This is a genomic window from Streptomyces sp. Ru71, assembly GCF_002920535.1.
GTDB lineage: Bacteria > Actinomycetota > Actinomycetes > Streptomycetales > Streptomycetaceae > Streptomyces.
Map to the genome: position 1 here is coordinate 25,774 of NZ_PQSS01000061.1, position 19,163 is coordinate 44,936.

General features: G+C 73.8%; 17 protein-coding genes and 1 pseudogene. 16 read left to right on the forward strand and 2 right to left on the reverse strand.

Going from position 1 to position 19,163, the window contains the following annotated elements:
* The first annotated feature begins 21 nt into the window (after positions 1-21).
* The gene (locus C3489_RS28035; protein ID WP_258054982.1) at positions 22-552 is read left to right on the forward strand and encodes a GNAT family N-acetyltransferase; all 531 of its coding nucleotides are present in this window, start codon (positions 22-24) and stop codon (positions 550-552) included.
* Between the two features lie 11 nt (positions 553-563).
* Here the strand turns inward: C3489_RS28035 and C3489_RS28040 are convergent, their stop codons facing one another.
* Complete coding sequence (locus C3489_RS28040; protein ID WP_103784872.1) at positions 564-2,090, reverse strand: alpha/beta hydrolase; 1,527 nt, start codon at positions 2,088-2,090, stop codon at positions 564-566.
* 62 nt (positions 2,091-2,152) lie between these two features.
* Between C3489_RS28040 and C3489_RS28045 the strand changes: the two genes are divergently transcribed.
* The 8 genes from C3489_RS28045 (at position 2,153) to C3489_RS28085 (ending at position 12,835) form a co-directional block, all read left to right on the forward strand.
* Positions 2,153-3,097, forward strand: coding sequence for a MerR family transcriptional regulator (locus C3489_RS28045; protein ID WP_103784873.1), 945 nt, complete (start codon positions 2,153-2,155; stop codon positions 3,095-3,097).
* 213 nt (positions 3,098-3,310) lie between these two features.
* Complete coding sequence (locus C3489_RS28050; protein WP_103784874.1) at positions 3,311-4,882, forward strand: APC family permease; 1,572 nt, start codon at positions 3,311-3,313, stop codon at positions 4,880-4,882.
* 161 nt (positions 4,883-5,043) lie between these two features.
* Positions 5,044-5,715, forward strand: coding sequence for a DedA family protein (locus C3489_RS28055; protein ID WP_103784875.1), 672 nt, complete (start codon positions 5,044-5,046; stop codon positions 5,713-5,715).
* A gap of 82 nt (positions 5,716-5,797) precedes the next feature.
* Positions 5,798-6,334: an SRPBCC family protein gene (locus C3489_RS28060; protein ID WP_103784876.1), complete on the forward strand. Its 537-nt coding sequence runs from the start codon at positions 5,798-5,800 to the stop codon at positions 6,332-6,334.
* Between the two features lie 337 nt (positions 6,335-6,671).
* A complete protein-coding gene (locus tag C3489_RS28065) occupies positions 6,672-8,936 on the forward strand; it encodes a catalase (protein ID WP_103784877.1) in 2,265 nt (754 codons plus the stop codon).
* Positions 8,937-9,087: 151 nt separating this feature from the next.
* The gene (locus C3489_RS28070) at positions 9,088-10,110 is read left to right on the forward strand and encodes a LacI family DNA-binding transcriptional regulator (RefSeq protein WP_103784878.1); all 1,023 of its coding nucleotides are present in this window, start codon (positions 9,088-9,090) and stop codon (positions 10,108-10,110) included.
* 239 nt (positions 10,111-10,349) lie between these two features.
* Complete coding sequence (locus C3489_RS28075) at positions 10,350-11,483, forward strand: cellulose binding domain-containing protein (protein WP_103784879.1); 1,134 nt, start codon at positions 10,350-10,352, stop codon at positions 11,481-11,483.
* A gap of 269 nt (positions 11,484-11,752) precedes the next feature.
* The gene (locus C3489_RS28085; RefSeq protein ID WP_103784881.1) at positions 11,753-12,835 is read left to right on the forward strand and encodes a lytic polysaccharide monooxygenase; all 1,083 of its coding nucleotides are present in this window, start codon (positions 11,753-11,755) and stop codon (positions 12,833-12,835) included.
* Positions 12,836-12,926: 91 nt separating this feature from the next.
* Here the strand turns inward: C3489_RS28085 and C3489_RS28090 are convergent, their stop codons facing one another.
* Positions 12,927-13,340 carry a hypothetical protein gene (locus tag C3489_RS28090; protein ID WP_103784882.1) on the reverse strand — a complete coding sequence of 138 codons (414 nt, stop codon included), beginning with the start codon at positions 13,338-13,340 and terminating at the stop codon, positions 12,927-12,929.
* A 190-nt stretch (positions 13,341-13,530) separates the two neighbouring features.
* Here C3489_RS28090 and C3489_RS28095 point away from each other — a divergent pair.
* The 7 genes and pseudogenes from C3489_RS28095 to C3489_RS28125 all read left to right on the forward strand — a co-directional run.
* A pseudogene (locus C3489_RS28095) lies at positions 13,531-13,713 on the forward strand (phytase); the annotation flags it as partial.
* Positions 13,714-13,758: 45 nt separating this feature from the next.
* Positions 13,759-15,135 (forward strand): diacylglycerol kinase family protein, encoded by a 1,377-nt coding sequence (locus C3489_RS28100; RefSeq protein WP_103784883.1) that lies wholly within the window; start codon positions 13,759-13,761, stop codon positions 15,133-15,135.
* A gap of 459 nt (positions 15,136-15,594) precedes the next feature.
* Complete coding sequence (locus tag C3489_RS28105; RefSeq protein ID WP_103784884.1) at positions 15,595-15,774, forward strand: hypothetical protein; 180 nt, start codon at positions 15,595-15,597, stop codon at positions 15,772-15,774.
* A gap of 21 nt (positions 15,775-15,795) precedes the next feature.
* Positions 15,796-16,491, forward strand: a complete 696-nt coding sequence (locus C3489_RS28110; protein WP_103784885.1) for a hypothetical protein — start codon at positions 15,796-15,798, stop codon at positions 16,489-16,491.
* Entirely contained in the window at positions 16,488-17,741 is a 1,254-nt protein-coding gene (locus C3489_RS40075) for a DUF6895 family protein (protein ID WP_103784886.1), read from the forward strand. The genes C3489_RS28110 and C3489_RS40075 overlap by 4 nt, the downstream gene beginning before the upstream one ends.
* Positions 17,738-18,655 (forward strand): DUF6895 family protein, encoded by a 918-nt coding sequence (locus C3489_RS28120; RefSeq protein WP_103784887.1) that lies wholly within the window; start codon positions 17,738-17,740, stop codon positions 18,653-18,655. The genes C3489_RS40075 and C3489_RS28120 overlap by 4 nt, the downstream gene beginning before the upstream one ends.
* Positions 18,652-19,163 (forward strand): serine hydrolase domain-containing protein (locus tag C3489_RS28125; protein WP_258054983.1); only part of this gene is annotated, 512 nt, incomplete at its 3' end. The genes C3489_RS28120 and C3489_RS28125, both read left to right, overlap by 4 nt.

The window sequence follows — 19,163 nt, forward strand, 5'->3', positions numbered from 1 at the left end:
GATGATGCGATGATCACCCGCATGTCGTCATCGTCGCTCGCCGCGTCCTGGCCGTGCGTCCTGCGCACGCCCCGGTTGGCCCTGCGTCCCGCCGAGGCCGCCGACGCGCCCGCCTTCATCCGGCTGTGGACCGACGCCGAGGTGCGGCGGTACCTGGGCGGGCCGGTGGCACAGGACCGACTCGGGGCGTACCGGCGGCACTTCGCCGGCCGCCCCGGTCTGTTCGCCGTCACCGCCCGGGACACGGCGGCGGTGCTCGGCTCGGTGACCATCGACACCGTGTCCCGGTTCGCCGGCCGCCGGGAGGTGTCGTACTCCTTCCTGCCGGAGCACTGGGGACACGGCTACGCCCGCGAGGCCGTCGCCGCCGCGATCGACTGGGCCTTCGACCACGTGCCCTCGCAGGACCCCTCGGTCGTCGCGGTCACCCAGGAGGCCAACCTCCGCTCCCGTCTGCTCCTGGAAGCCGTCGGCATGCGGCTGGTGGAGACGTTCGTGGAGTGGGACGCGCCCCAGACGCTCTACGCCGTCCGGCGTGCCGCACCCGCCTGAGCGCCCGTGGTTCAGCCGGTCAGCCGGCCGACGACCGAGCGCATCGCGTGGCGCAGGGCAGGACGGACCTCCTCCGGCGGGTCGAGGGTCTCGAAGCCGTGGTGTCCACGGGGGACATCGACCAGTTCCAGGTGCGCCCCGCAGTCCTCGGCCGCCGTCACGAACTCCTCGACGGTGGCGGCGATCACCGGTGTCTCCAGACCGGCGCGCACCAGGACGAGCGGCAGGGCACCGGCGTGCGGGACCGCACGGACCGGCTGGAACCGGGCGTCGGTCAGGCCCCAGCCGGGCAGCGGCGCCAGGATCGGGTAGGAGGCGGCCACACAGCGCAGCCACGGCGGGGGCGCCGCCAGCCAGGGCGCGGTGAGCAGGCCGCCGCCGGAGAAGAACCACAGGGCGACCCGGTCGGAGTCCACCCGGGGATCGGCCCGTACCAGCTCCACCGCCGCGGTGACGTCCGCCGCGGCACGCGCGTAGTCGGCGACGTCGTGCAGCCGGTGGTCGAGCGTCACGCCGACCATGCCCTCGGCGGCCGCCAGGCGGGCGTACCCCACCAGGGTGGGCCACTCGCGCGGGGTGGGCAGGGCGCCGGGCGGCAGCGGACCGCCGTGCACGAACACCACGGCCGGCCGGGGGCCGTCGGCGCCCTCGGGGACGTAGAGGTCGACATGCCCCCGGCGGTTCCTGGGCAGTTCGGGCACGTCGAGCGGGAACGGGCGCAGGTGCGCGGGCGGTTCGCCGGTGCCGGCCGGTCGCAGGCGGCGCCCCTCGCCGGCCGCGGCGCGCAGCAGGACCTCGGCGAGTCCGGCGGGGCACGACAGCATCGGCCAGTGCCCGGTGGGCAGTTCGAAGAAGGTGACCGCCGGGTCGGTCAGGGCCTTCAGGGCCGGATCGCCGAAGTCGACGAGCCGTTGCACCAGGTCGACGCTAGCGCCGTTGGCGGTGCACAGCACTCCGGTGGTGGGCACCGCCGCCACCGCGCCCGTCAGCCGCAGCGGCTGGAGCAGGGTGCCCAGCGGCTGGGGCGCGGCCAGCGCGGTCAGCCGGTCCAGCGCCACGTCGGACACACCGGCGGTGCTGCCCCAGCGCCCCCACTGCTCGCGGGTGGCGGGGGGAGCCAACTCCCCGTCGCGCTCTTCGTGTTCGGCCTGCCCGGCCAGGCGGGCGCGCAGCTCCTGGTCCGGTACGGCGGCCAGGGCGGGAACGCCGTCGCGGGGCATGCCGGCGTCCAAGTACACGACGCGCGCGATGCGCTCCGGGCGCCGGTCGGCGGCGCCGAGCACCGGGTGGATGCCGTAGTCGTGGCCGACCAGCACGATCTCCCGGCCGGACGCCGGGTCCACCGCGTCGATCGCCGCCAGCACGTCCGCGATGTGCGTCTCCAGGCCGACGCGGGCCCCGCCGGCGGGGCGGCCGGCGTCGAGCCCGGTGAGCGGGACGGCGTGCGCCTCGGCGCCCGCCCCGGCCAGCCGGGCGGCCGTCCCCTCCCATACGTGGGCGCCGGTGAACACGCCCGCCACCATGAGGAACACCGTCATGATCGTCTCCTTGTTCCGGGTGCCGGCCGGTACCGTAGGAACTCCCCCTGAGGGAGGTTCAACTGTCCGCATCGCACGAGGAGCTGTGGAGCATCGGCGAGCTCGCCGAGCGCGCGGCCGTCACCGTGAAGACCGTCCGTTTCTACTCCGACCGGGGCCTGCTGCCGGAGGCCGGCCGCAGCGGCGGCGGGCACCGCCGGTACGGTCCGCAGGCGCTGGAGCGGCTGCGGCTCATCCGCTCCCTGCGCGGCCTCGACCTGCCCCTGCCCGAGGTGCGCCGAGTGCTCGACGACGAGGGCGCGGCGGGCCGGGTGCTGGAGGAGGCCGTGGCCGGGCGGCTGCGCGAGCTGGGCGGCGAGCTGCGGGCGCTGCGCTGGCGGGAGGCGGCGCTGCGGCTGGTGCAGGAGTGCCCGCCCGGCCGGCGTGCCGACCTGCTGCGGCTGCTGGGCGCGATCGACAGCCCGCCGAGCACGGCGGCGCTCGCCCGGTTCTGGCGTGCCTGGCTGCCCGCGCGGATGCCGGCGCGGGCGGCGGCCGCGTTCCTGGACGTGGCCGTGCCGCAGCCGCCGGCCGATCCGGATCCGGCGCAGGTGCTCGCCTTCGCCCGGCTGCACGCGATGACGACGGGCCCCTGCCCCGGCGGCCCGCAGCCCCAGCCGCAGGTGCACCGGGTGGCGGGGCCCGGCGGGTCGGCGCTGCTGTACACGGGCCTCGCCGAGGCGTTCGAGCTGGCGGGGCCGCAGCTGCGCCGGGAGCGGGCGCCGCGGCCGGGTGAGGCGCTGGACGCCTACGTGGCCGCGTACGCGAGCGCCTACGGCGGCCGGGACACCCGGGACTTCCGCCGCCGGCTGGCCGGGCTGCTCGCGGCCGAGCCCCGCCTGGACCGGTACTGGGAGCTGACGGCCGTGGTGATCACACCTCCGGGCGGGCGGCCGGAGCCGACGCCGGGGTCCGCGGACGACTGGCTGCGCGCGGCGCTGGACGCGGACAACGCCGAAGCGGCGTAGATCACAGGGAAGATCCGGAACCGGACATTCCTGGCGGCTGCACGATTCCCGCATGTTCCCTCGGGAGCGGGCGGCCTTCATTCGCGAGGCCGAGACGATGCTTCACCCACGCAATTAACGGTCTCTTCGCTTCATGGCCTATAAATATGAGGCCATGCAGGGCTATGGCGAGGACGGCATGTACGGATATCGCATGATTTAACGTCATCCTCCATGACTGACACGGCTACACGGCCCCGGGCCGGCACAGGCTCGAAGGCCGACGGCACGGCCCCCGACGACGGCGTCCGGGGCAAGGGACTCGGCGGCAACTCCGTCGGCCTGCTGGGCAGCGCGGTGATCGGCGTCTCCACCGTCGCCCCCGTCTACTGCCTCACCTCCACCCTCGGCTCCACCGCCGGCGAGGTCGGCAGCCGGATGCCGGCCGTGTTCCTCGCCGGGTTCCTGCCGATGCTGCTGGTCGCCTTCGCCTACCGGGAACTGAACAAGGCCGTACCGGACTGCGGCACCTCCTTCACCTGGACGGTGAAGGCGTTCGGCCCGCACGTCGGCTGGATGTGCGGCTGGGGCCTGGTCATCGCCACCGTGATCGTGCTGTCCAACCTCGCCGGCGTCGCCACCTCGTACTTCTGGCTGCTGGCCGGGCAGCTCACGGGCAGCGACTTGGTGGCCGCGCTGGACGGCGACAAGGCCGTGCACATCGTCACCTGTCTGGCGCTGATCGGCGCCGCGACCGCGATCAGCTACCGCGGCATGACGACGACGAAGGGCGTGCAGTACGCGCTGGTCGGTATCCAGCTCGTGGTGCTCGCCCTCTTCGTCGTCATGGCCCTGCGCGCGGCGCACTCCGGCTCCTTCGCCGGGCACCTCGGCTTCTCCTGGTCCTGGCTGAACCCCTTCGAGGTGAAGTCCTTCGCCTCGTTCAGCGCCTGCCTGTCCCTGTCGATCTTCATGTACTGGGGCTGGGACACCTGTCTGACGGCGAACGAGGAGACCATCGGCAGCGAGAAGACCCCGGGCCGCGCCGCGCTGATCGCCATGGTGGTGCTGGTCGGCTCCTACCTGACCACGGCGGTGGCCGCGCAGATGGCGGTCGGTTCCGGCGCCACCGGCCTGGGCCTGGCCAACCCGGACACCTCCGACAACGTCTTCGCCGCGCTGGCCGGCCCGGTCATGGGCGAGGGGCTCGGCATCCTGCTGTTCGTCGCCGTCCTCGCCTCGGCCGCCGCCAGCCTGCAGACGACGTTCATCCCGGTCGCCCGCACGGTCCTCGCCATGGCGACCTACGAGGCCCTGCCGGCGTCGTACGCGCGCGTGCACGACCGGTTCCGCACCCCCGGCCGGGCCACCGTCGTCGCCGGTGTGGCGACGGCCGTCTTCTACACCGTCATGACGCTGGTCAGCGAGCACGTGCTGGTCGACACGATCTACGCGCTCGGCCTGATGATCTGCTTCTACTACGCCCTGACCGCCTTCGCCTGCGCCTGGTTCTTCCGGGGCGACCTGACCCGCTCGCTGCGGGACGCCCTTTTCAAAGGCGCCTTCCCGGTGCTGGGCGGCGTCCTGCTGACCGCCGTCTTCGGCAAGACGCTGTACGACATGTGGGACCCGGCCTACGGCAGCGGGTCCTCCGTCCTCGGGGTGGGCTCCGTCTTCGTGATCGGCGTCGGGCTGCTGCTGCTCGGCGTGGTGATCATGCTGGTGATGCGCCGCCGCAGCCCGGCCTTCTTCCGCGGCGAGATCCTCACGGCGGGCACCCCGGCCCTCGTCGTCGACGAGCCGTAGGCCCCCTGGCAGCAGGCCCAGGACCAGGACCGGCGTACGGCGGATCACCGCCGTACGCCGTCGTCGTCCTGCCCCCGGCCGCCGCACACGCGATGCTGGTGGGAGACGGCCGGGGCGGTCGTCCCCCACGACGGCCGAGCAACGGGCGGGAGGCGAGCGCGGTGATCGCCGTCAATCCGACGGACAGCACCTCGGTGCTGGCCGCCTTCGGCGCGCTCGGCGTCCTGGTGGTGATCTTCGCCGAGTCGGGGCTGCTGGTGTTCGGCTTCTTCCTGCCCGGCGACACGCTGCTCTTCCCGGCCGGTGTGCTGTGCGCGGACAGCGCCGGGCACGCGGCACGCCTGACGCTGTGGCAGGTGATGCTGTGCGGGGCGATCGGCGCCGTGGCGGGCGGGCAGGTCGGCTACCTGCTCGGGCGGCACGGCGGGCGGGCCCTGCTGGCGCGCGGTTCCAGACCGCGGCTGCAGGAGAACGCGGCCAAGGCGGAGCGGCTCCTGGCCCGCTACGGCTACGGCAAGGCCCTGGTGATCGGCCGGTTCGTGCCGATGCTGCGCACCGTGCTGCACCCGGCGGCCGGCGCGCTGGGCGTCCCGGTGCGCACCTTCACGCTCTGGCAGACGGTCGGGGGCGTGCTGTGGTCCCAGACGCTGGTGCTGGCCGGATATGTGCTCGGCACCTCCGTCGCGCATGTCGACGTCTATCTGATCCCGATGGTCGCCGCGATCGTCGTGCTGTCCCTGCTGCCCCTGGCCTGGGAGGCGCTGCGGGCCCGGCGGGCGGCGGGGCACGGGCGTGGCGGCGGCTCCAAGGCGCGGGCGCCGGAAGACGACTGAGGTCCTACGTGGAGATGCCCGCCGGTCGGGTACCCGTCGCTGCGTACCGATCCGTCACCCCCTGAACACGGGAGGAACGCAGATGAGCACGGTCAAGGAAACGGTCGAGGTCGGCGTCCCGATCCACACCGCGTACAACCAGTGGACGCAGTTCGAGGAGTTTCCGAACTTCATGGAAGGGGTGGAGGAGGTCCGGCAGATCGACGACCGGCACAACCACTGGACGATGAAGGTCGGCGGAGTGCGGCGGGAGTTCGACACCGAGATCGTCGACCAGCTCCCGGACGAGCGGATCACCTGGCGCACCACCAGCGGCGACACCGACCAGAAGGGGTCCGTCCGCTTCCAGCGGGTGGACGACACCCACACGCGCGTGGAGCTCGTGATGGACGTCGAGCCCTCCGGTGCGGTGGAGAAGGCGGCCGACCTGCTCGGCACGATCGACCGCCGCGTCAAGGGCGACATGAAGCGCTTCAAGCAGTACATCGAGGAGCGCGGCGGCGAGTCCGGTGCCTGGCGCGGACGTATCGCACCGGGCGACGTCGGCGGCACCCCCGGTTCGACCCCCGGCGGCACCACCCCCGGCGGCATCGGCGGCACCGGCGGCACCACGTTCTGAGCACCGGAGCCGGCCACCGGCGGCACCGCGTCCCGACCACCGCCACCGGCCGCCGCGCGGGGCACGCGCGGGTTCACCCGCCCGCCGCGTGCCCCGTGCGCGCCGTGGCCCGCCGTGGGACGTTGGCAGGGTTCGCGCCCCGTCGGGGCGACCCGACGTTCTCCACGCCGTTGGAGCAGTGGACCGGTGCCGGCGGTGGAAGCCTCGCTTCCACCGCCGGCACCGGTCCGCGCCGTGCGCCCGTGGCGGTGCGGCTCGGCGCGGCGGACGGTCATCCATCCGCAGGAAGCCCGGCCGCGCCTCGCGGCGGCCCGGCCGGAGACAAGGGATCACACGCATGAGCGAGAGCAATCCGCTGAAGAAGGCGGCCGAGAAGGTCCTCGGCGGCGACACGGGACCCGCGGACGGCATTCCCGGCAGGCCGGGGCCCGAACCGCCGTCCGTCGAGGAACCCACCGAGGCGCGCGAGCCGCTGCCGCCCAAGCCCGACCAGACCGGCCCCGACACCTACTCGCCCACGGGTGAGCCCACCGGCGCCGACCAGGCGGCGGTGGCGCAGCAGGGCGCCTACCTGACCACGGCGCAGGGCACCCGGCTGTACGACACCGACCACTCGCTCAAGGCCGGCCCGCGCGGCCCGGTGCTGCTGCAGGACCACCATCTGCGCGAGAAGGTGATGCACTTCGACCACGAACGCATCCCGGAGCGGGTGGTGCACGCGCGGGGCGCGGCGGCGCACGGGATCTTCCGCGGCTACGGCACCGCGACCCCCGTGACCAAGGCGGCCTTCCTCGGCAAGGACGTCGAGACCCCGGTGTTCGTGCGTTTCTCCACCGTGCTCGGCTCACGCGGCTCGTCGGACACCGTGCGCGACACGCGCGGCTTCGCGACGAAGTTCTACACCAGCGAGGGCGTCTTCGACCTCGTCGGCAACAACATCCCCGTCTTCTTCATCCAGGACGCGATCAAGTTCCCGGACGTCATCCACGCCGGAAAGCCGCACCCGGACCGCGAGATCCCGCAGGCGCAGAGCGCGCACGACACGTTCTGGGACTTCGTCACCCTGCACACCGAGGCCACCCACCACACCCTGTGGAACATGTCCGACCGGGGCATCCCGCGCTCGTACCGGACGATGGAGGGCTTCGGCGTCCACACCTTCCGGCTGGTGAACGCCGACGGGAAGACGACCCTGGTGAAGTTCCACTGGAAGCCGAAGCTGGGCGTGCACTCCCTGGTCTGGGAGGAGGCGCAGATCATCAACGGCGTCGACCCGGACTTCCACCGGCGCGATCTGGCCGACGCGATCGAGTCGGGCGCCTACCCGGAGTGGGAGCTGGGCATCCAGACCTTCCCGGACACCCCGGAGCAGACCTTCGAGGGCATCGACCTGCTCGACCCGACGAACATCGTGCCGGAGGAGCTGGCACCCGTGCAGCCGATCGGGCTGCTCACCCTCAACCGCAACCCGTCGAACTTCTTCGCCGAGACCGAGCAGGTCGCCTTCCACGTCGGCCATCTCGTGCCGGGCATCGACATCACCGACGACCCGCTGCTCGCCGGGCGCCTGTTCTCCTACCTCGACACCCAGATCACCCGGCTCGGCGGCCCCAACTTCGCGCAGGTGCCGATCAACCGGCCGCACGCCCCGGTCAACGACATGCTGCGCGACGGGATGCACCAGACCGCCGTCCACCGCGGAGCGGCGCCCTACCGCCCCAACTCCCTCGACGGGGGCTGCCCGTTCACCGCCGGGGCGGACACGGCGGCGTACGTGGAGACGCCCGTGCGCGTCCCCGAGGCGACGAAGGTCCGGGCGGCGGCCGAGTCGTTCGACGACCACTTCAGCCAGCCCCGCCGGTTCTGGCTCAGCATGAGCCAGGTGGAGCGCGAGCACATCATCGGCGCGTACACCTTCGAACTCGGCAAATGCTACGAACAGGCCGTCAAGGAACGGGCGTTGCAGGTGCTCGCCAACATCGACCCCGAGCTGTGCGCGGGCGTCGCCGCCGGCCTCGGGCTGCCCGAGCCCAAGCCCACCGTGCCGCTCGCCGACGTCGAGCCGAGCCCCGCGCTGTCCCAGGTGGGGCGGACCTGGCCGACGGACGGCCGCGTCGTCGGCATCGTCACCGGGCACGACGGCGACCTGGCGGGGGTGCGCCAGGTGCGCGAGGCGGTGCTGGAGGGCGGCATGGTGCCGCTGGTCGTCGCGCCGACCGGAGGGGTCCTTGGCGACGACGGCCAGGTGACGGTACAGCGCAGCTACGCCACCGCGCGGTCGGTGGAGTTCGACGCGGTCCTGGTGGCCGGGGCGCCGGGAGTGGGCGACGACGCCTACGGGGCCCGCGACGCCAAGGGCGGCCCCGCGGCCGTACCGCAGGCCCCGCACGACCCGAGGGTGGTGCTGCTGGTGTCGGAGGCGTTCCGGCACGGCAAGGCGATCGCCGTGTGGGACGGCGCGGAAGCGGTGCTGCAGGCGGCCGGCGTACCCGCCGACGCCCCCGGCGTGGTCCGCGCCGGCAGCGCCACGGCGGCGCTGAGCGAGGTCAACCGCCTGCTGGGCGCCCACCGGGTGTGGGAACGGTTCACCGGGGAGGTCTGAGCCCCGCCCGAGGAGAGTGCCGACGGAGGGCCGCGTGCGGGATCCGCGCCGCACGCGGCCCTCGTGCGCGCCGAGGGCACCGGCGAGCGCGAACCCGGCCGCGGGCCGGGTGAGGGGCCGTACTATCGGTGATCTCTTGGGGGAGGTGGTCATGGGCAGGCGGAGCCCCGGCACGCCGACGCTGGAAGAGGTGGCCGCACGGGCCGGCGTGGGGCGCGGCACGGTGTCGCGCGTCATCAACAACGAGGCGGGCGTGCGGGATTCGACACGGCGGGCCGTGGAACGGGCCATCGCCGAACTCGGGTACGTGCCCAACCTCGCCGCGCGCTCGCTGGCCGGACGGCGCGCGGACGCCGTCGCCCTGGCCATGACCGAGCGGGACTGGCGGCAGTTCGGGGAGCCGTTCTTCAACGAGACCGTGCGGGCCGTCGGCGACGCCCTGTCCGACACGAACCTGCAACTGCTGCTCACCCTGATCCGCACCGACACCGAGCGGCGCAGGTTCGTTGAGTTCGCCCGCGGGGGCCGGGTGGACGGAGCGCTGCTGATGTCCGTGCACGCCGACGACCCGCTGCCCGACATGCTGGCCGAATCCGGCCTGCCGACCGTGCTGCTGGGCCGCCGCTCCGGCGACGAGCGGGTCACCTACGTGGACGTGGACAACGCCGGCGGGGCCCGGGACGCCGTCGCGCATCTGCTGCGCGGCGGTCGCAGGGCCGTCGCCACCATCACCGGGCCGCTGGACATGTACGTCGCGCAGTGCCGGCTGCGCGGCTACCGTGAGGCCCTTTCCCGGGCCGGGGCCGCGACCGACGACTCATGGGTGGTGGAGGGCGACTTCACCGAGGACAGCGGGCGCCGGGCGATGGCCGAACTGCTGCGGCGGCACCCGGAGGTCGACGGGGTCCTCGCCGCCTCCGACACCACGGCGGCGGGCGCGCTCGCCGCGCTGCGCGCGGCCGGACGCCGGGTGCCCGAGGACGTGGCGGTCATCGGGTTCGACGACTTCGCGCTGGCCACCGGCACCGAGCCCCAACTGACCACGGTGCGGCAGCCGTTGGAGGAGATCGGCCGGACGCTGGTGCGCCTGCTGCTGGAGGAGATGGAGGAACCGTCCGTGGCCTGGCGGCATGTGATCCTCCGTACCGAACTGGTGCTGCGCCGCTCGGCGTGATCGGGCCGGCCGCCGTGCGGTGTTCGGGAGCGCTCCCGAACACCGCACGCCACTTTCGACGTTGACGAGTGACCTGCGGCTTCGAAGATCCTTCGACACCGACCACGTCTTCCGTCTTGTCAGGAGCATGCTCCCATCTCTACAGTCCCCAGCGAGCCGCTCACTGGGAGCGCTCCCATCCACGAGTGGGAGCGCTCCCGCACCCACTTCCCTTTCCGCCTCCTCGAAGAGGTCCCCCCATGCGATCCTTACCGCGCCCCTCCCCCACCGCCCGCGGCCCGCTCGGTGTCCTGCTCACCGCCCTCGCCGCGCTCGCCGCCCTGGCGGCGCTGCTGGCCTCGGCGCCGCCGGCCGCCGCCGACACCGCGATCTGCGAGCCGTTCGGCACGACCACCGTCCAGGGCGGCTACGTCGTCCAGAACAACCGCTGGGGCACCAGCGAGGCCCAGTGCGTCACCGCCACCGGCACCGGCTTCCGGATCGACCGGGCGGACGGCTCGGTGCCGACCAACGGCGCCCCGAAGTCGTATCCGTCGATCTTCAACGGCTGCCACTACACCGTCTGTTCACCAGGCACCGCGCTGCCCGCGCAGCTCGGCACCATCGCCAAGGCGCCGAGCTCGATCTCCTACAGCTATGTGAGCGACGCGGTCTACGACGCCGCGTACGACATCTGGCTGGACCCGACGCCGCGCACCGACGGCGTGAACCGCACCGAGATCATGATCTGGTTCAACAAGGTCGGCTCCATCCAGCCCGTCGGCTCCCCGGTCGGCAATGCGACGGTGGCCGGGCGCAGCTGGCAGGTGTGGTCCGGCAACAACGGCTCCAACGACGTGCTGTCCTTCGTGGCCCCGTCGGCCATCGGCGGCTGGAGCTTCGACGTGATGGACTTCGTCCGGCAGGCCGTGGCGCGCGGGCTCGCGCACAACGACTGGTACCTGACGAGCGTGCAGGCCGGCTTCGAGCCCTGGCAGAACGGCGCCGGTCTCGCCGTGACCTCCTTCTCCTCCGGCGTGGACACCTCCGGCGGCGGCTCGGGCGACCCCGGCGGCTCGTCCTGCAAGGTCGGATACGCCGCCAACGTCTGGACGGGTGGCTTCACCGCCGACGTCACCGTCACCAACACCGGATCCGCCCCGGTGGACGGCTGGAAGCTGGCGTTCACCCTGCCGTCCGGGCAGCGGATCACCAGCGCCTGGAACGCCACCGTCTCCCCCGCCTCCGGGGCCGTCACCGCGAGCAGCCTCGCCCACAACGCACACCTCGCGCCCGGCGGCACCCAGAGCTTCGGGTTCCAGGGCAGCTACAGCGGCGCCTTCACCGCGCCGTCCGCGTTCAGCCTCAACGGCACGGCCTGCACCGCCGCATGATCCTGCGGCCGGCGGCATGGGCGACCGGGCCGCCGGCCCCGCCGCCGGCGACCGACCGCGCACGGTCCCCGGAACCGTGACCGCCGGGACCCGCCCTCCTTCCCTTCGCCGACAGGGCGGGCCCCGGCGTTCCGGCCCCGCGCCGTGCGGACGCCCGACGTCGTCGCCCCCTGCGCACCCCGCGCCCGCACACCTCCCCGCCCGCCCGGCGCCCGCACCGCCCGGGCCGGCGGGGACTCCACCGGACCGTACGGAAGGAGCAGACACCCATGGCACGACGCAGCAGACTCCTGTCGGTGGCGGCCGCCTTCGCCACCCTGCTCGCGGCACTCGGCCTGACCCTCCTCGGCCAGGGCACCGCCCGGGCCCACGGGGTGGCCATGCTGCCCGGTTCCCGCACCTACCTGTGCTACCTCGACGCCCGTACCGCCACCGGCGGACTCGACCCGACGAACCCCGCCTGCGAGGACGCCCTGGCCAAGAGCGGCGCGACCGCGCTGTACAACTGGTTCGCCGTGCTCGACTCCAACGCGGGCGGCCGGGGCGCCGGTTACGTCCCCGACGGCACCCTGTGCAGCGCGGGCGACCGGTCCCCGTACGACTTCTCCGCCTACAACGCCGCCCGTGCGGACTGGCCCCGCACGCACCTGACCTCCGGGGCCACGATCCAGGTGCAGTACAGCAACTGGGCCGCCCACCCGGGGAGCTTCCGGGTGTACGTGACCAAGGCCGGCTGGTCGCCCACCTCCCCGCTGGGCTGGGGTGACCTGGAGCTGGTCCAGACGGTCACCAACCCGCCGCAGCAGGGATCGCCCGGTACGGACGGCGGCCACTACTACTGGGACCTGACGCTGCCCTCCGGCCGCTCGGGGGACGCGCTGGTCTTCATCCAGTGGGTGCGCTCCGACAGCCAGGAGAACTTCTTCTCCTGCTCCGACATCGTCTTCGACGGCGGGCACGGCGAGGTGACCGGGATCGGCGGCTCCGGCACGCCGACGCCCACCCCGACGCCGACACCCACGCCCACGCCGACCGATCCGCACACCGGCTGCATGGCCGTCTACAGCGTCACCAACGCCTGGAGCGGCGGCTTCCAGGGCTCCGTCGAGGTGATGAACCACGGCACCACACCCATGAACGGCTGGGCCGTCGCCTGGCAGCCGGGGGCCGGGACGCGGGTGTCGAGCGTGTGGAACGGCGTCCTGTCCGCCACGGCGGACGGCCGGATCAAGGTGGCCAACGCCGACTACAACCGGGTGATCGCGCCCGATTCCTCGGTCACCTTCGGCTTCACGGCCACGTCCACCGGCAACAACGTCCCCGTCGGCTCGATCGGCTGCGTCACCCCGTGACGCGACGGCGGTGACACTGCGGCACGGCGACAAGGGCGGCGCGGGACCGGTGGGACCGGCCCCGCGCCGCTCGTGGCCTGCGGGCGTGCCGTCAGCCGGCCGCCGAGTCCTCCCGCAGCCTGACCTGGTGCTCCAGGCGTTCCAGGCTGGCGTCCAGGGCCTCTTGCACCCGCTGCTCGCCCGGGTCGTGGTCCTCGTCGAAGAACGACAGGTGCACGGTCACCTCGCTGGCTCCGCTCCCCATCCCGGCGACCTGCAGCCAGCCGGCGTAGCCGCCCTGGTCGCGGGTGCCCCACTCCAGGCGCATCTGGTCGGGCCGGGGCTTGAGCAGCGCGGCCGTGTCCTGGTCGCTGCGGTCCTCGTGCACGGTGACGGCCGGGAGCTCCTCGGCCCGCACGTGCAGGGCCCCCGGCAGCCAGGCGTCCAGCTGGTCCACCTGGGCGGCCTGGTCGAAGACGTGCTCGGGCTGCACCGGCATCGTGCGCGAACGCTCGTACTCGCTCATCGCTGCACCGTTCCTCGTTCCTCGTGTCCTCGTGTCGGGAGCTGCGCCCCGTACCGCGTGCCCCTCCTGGCGGGGTCCAAGCCGGCCCTCGCACCGCACGTGAGGTTTCCGCCCCGGTCACCGCAGCGCCGGGGAACCGCCGCCGGAGCGACGGTGAACCTCTGCAAGATCAACATCGCTGTGCCCGGCCGGCCCGGACGGGTCCGAGGAGTGCGACGGGGCGGCGGCGCTGAACCAGCCGCTCGGGCGCCGCTTCCCGCACGGCCTGCTGGTCGTCCAGGACGGGCACGACGCCTCCGGCGACGGGGAGCGGGCGGCGATGGACTTCAAGTTCGTCGAGCTCGGCGACGTCCTGGCCGCACTCGACGACTGACCTGCGCGGCTCCCGCCGGCGGCGGCGCCTCTACGATGAGCGCGGATGCGGGAGGAGGCCGGCGGCGTGGACTTCGGCGGACGTGTGCCCTGGGGGCAGCGGTGGGCCGCACGGGCCTCCCTCGCGGCGGCCGTGACGGCCGTGCTGCTGCCGGTCCTCGTCGGCGGTACGACGGGGCTGCTGCTGATGCTGGCCGGCACCGCCGGGCTGGGTGTGACCGCGGCGGCCCTGTGGTGGGCGCTGTCGCGGCGCGGCCCGGCCCGTGTCGCGGCGGCGGTGCTGGCCGTGGCCACGCCCGCGGCCGTCGTCGCGCTGTTCGCCATGACCTTGATGTGGGCGCTGGTGGTCTCCCCGGCGCTGTGGGCCGTGGCCGTCTGGTGCGGCCGGTACGCCCTGCGCAGCACCGGGGAGCATGTCCCTCGGATGCGTGAGCGGCCCGCGCCGCCGCCCCGGCGGCCGTACCTGATCATGAATCCGCGTTCCGGGGACGGGAAGGTCGGGCGCTTCGGCCTGAAGGAGAAGGCGGAGGCGCTGGGCGCCGAGGTGGTGCTGCTGGAGCCGGCCGGGGAGCAGGACGTCACGGCGCTGGCGCGGGCGGCCGTGAGGCGGGGTGCGGACCTGCTGGGCGCGGCGGGCGGGGACGGCACGCAGGCGCTGGTGGCGGCGGTGGCCGCCGAGCACGGCATTCCGTTCCTGGTGCTCAGCGCGGGCACCCGCAACCACTTCGCCATGGACCTCGGTCTGGACCGGGAGGACCCGGCCGCTGGGCTGGCCGCCCTCGTCGACGGGGTGGAACTCCGCGTGGACCTGGGGTTCGCGGGCGGGCGGCCGTTCGTGAACAACGCCTCGTTCGGCGCCTACGCCGCCGTCATCCAGAACCCGGCGTACCGGGGCGACAAGGTGGGCACTGCGCTGGAGATGCTCCCCGATCTGCTGACCCGTCAGGACGCCCCGCGTCTGACGGCCCGGCTGAAGGGGGCCGGCGCCGGGCGCGTGACACTGCACGAGCCGCACGCGGTGCTGGTGAGCAACAACCCCTATCGCACGGGCGATCCGCTGGGCCTCGGGCGGCGTGACCGGCTGGACTCGGGGACGCTCGGCGTGCTGGGCGTGCGGGTGGACAGCGCGGTCGAGGCGGCGGCCCTGCTGCTGGATCCGCAGCCCGCCGGGCTGACGATCGCGGCGGCACGCGAGGTGGTCGTCGACGCGGACCGGCCGTCCGTCGAGGTCGGCATCGACGGGGAGGCCCATGTGCTGCCCACCCCGGTGCTCTGCCGTGTCGCCCGCCGCGCGCTGCGGGTGCGGGTGCCGCGGCAGCGCCCCGGAGTGCCCGAGCCGCCGCCGCGGCTGAACTGGCGGCGGGTGCGGAAGCTGGCCGCGTCGGTGGGCCGCACGGCCGTGCCGCGGCGCACACGCCGCTGACGGTCGGTCAACTCCCCTGGACTGGGGGGCCGATGTGCCGTCGGCGGGCGTTGTTGTACAGGCGCATCAGATGTTTCGCGACGGCACAGGCGGCTCCGTCCGCGTGACACTGACGGCATGTGCGCACGTGCTGCTGGTAGGCGGCGCGGGCTTCTTCGAGGGCGGCGTTCTCAGCGGGCATGACAAATCTCCGAATGAGGGGCGCGTGCTTCAGACAGCGCCGGAATCGACGGTACGGGCACCCGGAGACAAGGTGATCATGTTACTGCCGGTACTGGAAAGTCGGCCCGGAGCCGCCGATCCGGTCACGGAAGGTGATCGCCCACCCGCGTGGGACAGGAGCCCAGGAACGTTGAAAAAGTGACGAAAAGGTATTTATGGGATTTTCGGCATCATCAGCGCAAAACGGGTGAACCAGTGAGGTGGGTATCCGCTCAACCCCCACAGGGAGATGGTCATATGCCTTCCACCGAGCGCATGATCGACGAACTCGTCGACGTCGACCTCGAAGAAGTCCTGGACCCGGCCGAGCCCGACGGTGTCTACCGCGACAGCAGGCAGTGCGCCGCCCTGGCGCTGCAGTCGGGCACCACCACCCTGCTGCTCTCGCCGCCGACCCCCCGCCCGAAGAAGGGCTGAGTGGCTCGACGGGAGCATCACATGGAGCAGTCTGGTACTTCCGCCCTTCTGCAGGGCGTGGTGCAGGACCTCGCTTCCGGCGTGGCCGCCGCCCTCCGCGGCGGCGGCCACGCCCCCTCGGCCGGCGAGCCACTGCGCGACGGGCCGGCGGACGGTGTGGCCCTGGCCGCCGTCAGGGTGCTGGGAGCGGATGTCCTCCTTCCCCACGTCCTCTTCCGCACCGCACCCGACCCGCACGAACTGGCCGCGGTCCGCACGGCGGTCCAGGCCTTCCCACCTCGCCCCGATGCCGCCCCGGCCGTGGCCTGGAGCCACTGGGGCATGACCCGCGCCCTGCACCGGGTCGACCCCGGCTCCACCGGCCCGCCCGACGGCGAGCCGGTCACCGGGTGGCTGCGGGACGACTCCTGGCAGTCGCTCACCCACCGGCTCGCCGTGCTGGCCGCGCTCGCCGTGCCGGGCGAGGACAGCGCGGTCGCCCGCGGCGCCCAGCAACGGGTCGTGGACCTCAGCCGGGGCTTCGTCCGCGCCGTACGCCGAAGGAACTGGCGGCAGGCCGCCGGAGCCGGACGCTGGCTGGCCCTCCTGCGGGACGTCCCCGACACCCTCGGGCTCGACGCGGGACTGGACTTCGTGGAACTCATGGGTGACGGCGACGCGTGCGTGGCCCTCCAGGTGCGGGCCGCACGCCTGATGCGCAGCGGAGTCGCCGCATGACGGCCGCCCGCGTGCGGGAGGTGGTCGACCCGGCGTTCGCCTGGCTGTCCGCCGAGCGCGACCGGTTCGTCCTCGGCGAGGAAGCACTGGACGACGCCGGGGCGGTGAACACCACCTGGAAGCCGCTCGGCGAACTCGCCCAGGTCTGCTCCACCACCCTGCACCGCACCACCGCCGACGAACCGCTGCACCGTCGCGCGCGGGACCTGCTGGCCTTCGCCTGGCGCCAGACGGAGCACGGCGAGCTGCTCCTGCGCCAGCAGCGCCGCGAGCCCTTCTCGACGTACCCGCTGGAGGTGTACGCCGCTTTCGCCTCGGCCGGGCTGCGGCACGAGGGTTTCGCCGCGCTGGCCGCCCGGCTGGCCGCACCCCGCGGCCGGCGGCTCGTGGAGCAGGTGCCGGTGCGCCGGCTGGGCGTGCTCCTGGCCGAGCGGCACTGCGGCCGGCACCCCGACGGGGAGGTGCCGGACGTACTGAGCCGCACCTGGCTGGGCGGCCTGGCCGAACCGTGGGCCTTCGAGCGCCTTTCCGGCTACGCGCTCACCCATGTCGTCTACCACCTCACCGACTGGGGCCGCGGTGGCCCCGGCCTGCCGCCCCGCCTGGCCGACTACCTGACGCTGTGGCTGCCGGCCTGGCTCGACACCTGCCTCGACGCCGGCATGTGGGACCTGGCCTGCGAACTGCTGGCCGTCGCGGCGAGCCTGCCGGACCCGGCCGACGCCACCGGCTCCGCCGGGCACGAGGAGGCGTTGTCGTCCGCTCGGGCCGCCGGCCGGGAGGACGCCTGGGCCGCACTGGCCGCCGGCCACGGGGACGCCTGGGCCGCACTGGCCGCCGGCCACGAGAACACCTGGGCCGCACGGCCCCCCGGCCACGAGAACACCTGGGCCGCACGGCCCCCCGGCCACGAGAACACCTGGGCCGCACGGCCCCCCGGCCACGAGAACACCTGGGCCGCACGGCCCCCCGGCCACGAGAACACCTGGGCCGCCCGGGCCCCCGGCCACGGGGACCCCTGGGCCGCTCTGGCCGCCTGCCAGGACGAGGCCTGGGCCGCTCTGGCCGCCGCCCGGCATCCGAGCGGTGCGATCCCCGAAGAGGCCGAGGGCGCGGCCGACGCGGACGGCGCCCCGGACTTCCTCGGCCACTACCACTCCACTCTCATGGCGGTCTTCGCGGGCGTCCTGGCCCTGGACCGCCTCGGGGACGCGCGGGTCCCCCCGGGCCGACAAGGAGCACACGCATGACCGGCGCGCGCCTGATGCACACCGTGGGTGTCCGTGCCCTCGAATGGCTGTGGTCCCACCGCGACGGCTTCCGCCTGGAGGTGGACGTGGATCCGGAGGTGGGTTTCCTGGACCGCTTCAAACCGGTCGGCGAACTCGCCCTGGTGTGCACGGTACTCTTCCGCGAAGGGGTGGCCGGCTCACGGCAGGCTCAATTGGCCCGCCGGCTGCTCGACCACGTCTGGCGCGAGACCCTCGACGGCGGCGCCATGCTGGAACGCGGGCAGCGCACCGAGCCGTTCTCGCCGATCCCCTTCGAGGTGTACCTGCCCTTCCGGGAACTGGGGTACAGCCGGCCCGGGGTGGAGCGGGCCACCGTGCTGAACCACCGGGTCGAGAGCTGGTCCGCCTTCGAGACGACACCGACCCGGCGGCTGGGCCTGTCCGCCTTCCAGCGCCGCTTCGGCCTCGACCCGCGGCCGGCCGAGACCGAGGCCTACCGCGCCACCTGGCTGGCACGCCGTCCCGAGCCGTGGACGGTGGAGGGCCACACCGCCTACGACATCACCCACGCCGTGTTCCACCTCACCGACTGGGGCGAGCACCCCGAGCACCTGCCGGCCGACGCCGCCGACTACCTGGCCCTGTGGCTGCCGGCCTGGATCGACGACTGGGTGGACCTCCAGCGCTGGGACCTGCTCGGCGAGTTGCTCGTGGTCGACGCCTGTCTGCCCCGTCCCACGCTCGACGCCCCGGCGTGGGAGGCCTTCGCCTCCGCCCAGCAACCGGACGGCGCGATGCCCGCGGTGCGCACGATGCCGGACGGCGACCGGGACGAGGTGTTCGACGTCGTCTACCACCCCACGCTGGTCGCCGCCTTCGCCTCCACGCTGGCGCTGTCGCGGTCCCTGAGCGAACTGGCCCACGCGTCATGACCGGCGAACAGGGCACGCCGTGGCCGGACACGACCGCCGGCGACGGGCTCGACGCGCAGCCGGCCATGGACGGTCTCCGGGAGCAGCCGGCCGTCGACGGCCTCCGGGAGCAGCCGGCCGTCGACGGCCTCCGGGAGCAGCCGGTCGTCCCCGGGCTTCGCGAGCAGCCGGCGGACGGTGACGAGGAGCGGCTGCGGGAGCGGCTCGCGGCCGCCGTCGACGCCTGCGACGCGCCCGACGCCGTGTTCGCGCTCTCCCGGCACGGCAGGCGGACCGTCCACTGCGGCGGCCACCGCACCGCCCCCGTCCCCCGCGAGAGCCTGCGCTACGAGCTCGGCTCGGCCTCGAAGACGTTCACGGGGCTGCTCCTGGCCCGGCTGATCCAGCGCGGTGTGCTCACCGGCGGGGAGCCGGCGGCCGCCTGCCTGGCACCCGGCCGCGCGACCCGCACCGGCGGGATCACCCTCGCGCACCTGGTCACCCACACGGCGGGGCTGCCCGCCCTGCC